The sequence below is a fragment of the Ralstonia sp. VS2407 genome, assembly GCF_052950655.1.
In genome coordinates, this window is record NZ_JBRFVG010000215.1 from 1 (window position 1) to 482 (window position 482).

Consider the following 482-nt stretch of genomic DNA (forward strand, 5'->3'; position numbering starts at 1 on the left):
GTCGGCGCGCGAGTCGTCGTTGCGCGAGACCGAAACGGCCCGCGACAGCAGGTGACGCAGCGCGCCGGCGGCGCGGTCGGCCGACCGGACCAGGCCGACGAACGGCGCACCCTGTTCGAGATACGGGCCGTAGGCCTTGCGGAATCCGAACCGTTTGTAGAACGCCTGACGCGGCGCAGGGACGTGCGTGCGCACCGCGGTGTCCGGCCATGCGGCCTGCGCGGCGGTGAGCGCGCGCCCGATCAGCCGCTCGAGCGTGTCGTCGTCGCGGCAGCTTTCGCTCGTCAGCACCTTGTCGATCACGACGTCAGGATCGATGTCGTCGCCTGGCAGGATGCGCGCGTACGCGGCGACTTCCGTCGTGTCGCCGTCGTGCACGCTCGCGAAGACGTGCAGCGCGCCCGCGTCCTTGCCGTCGATGTCGAGATGCGTGTGGGCATCCTCGACCACCAGCACGGCGTTGCGCGCGCGCAGGATTGCAT

1 protein-coding gene is annotated in these 482 nt (G+C 70.5%); it reads right to left on the bottom strand.

Annotated elements, in window-relative coordinates:
• A partial coding sequence (locus tag ACU8YE_RS24690; protein ID WP_446930071.1) for a drug:proton antiporter occupies positions 1–482 on the bottom strand: 482 nt, incomplete at both ends.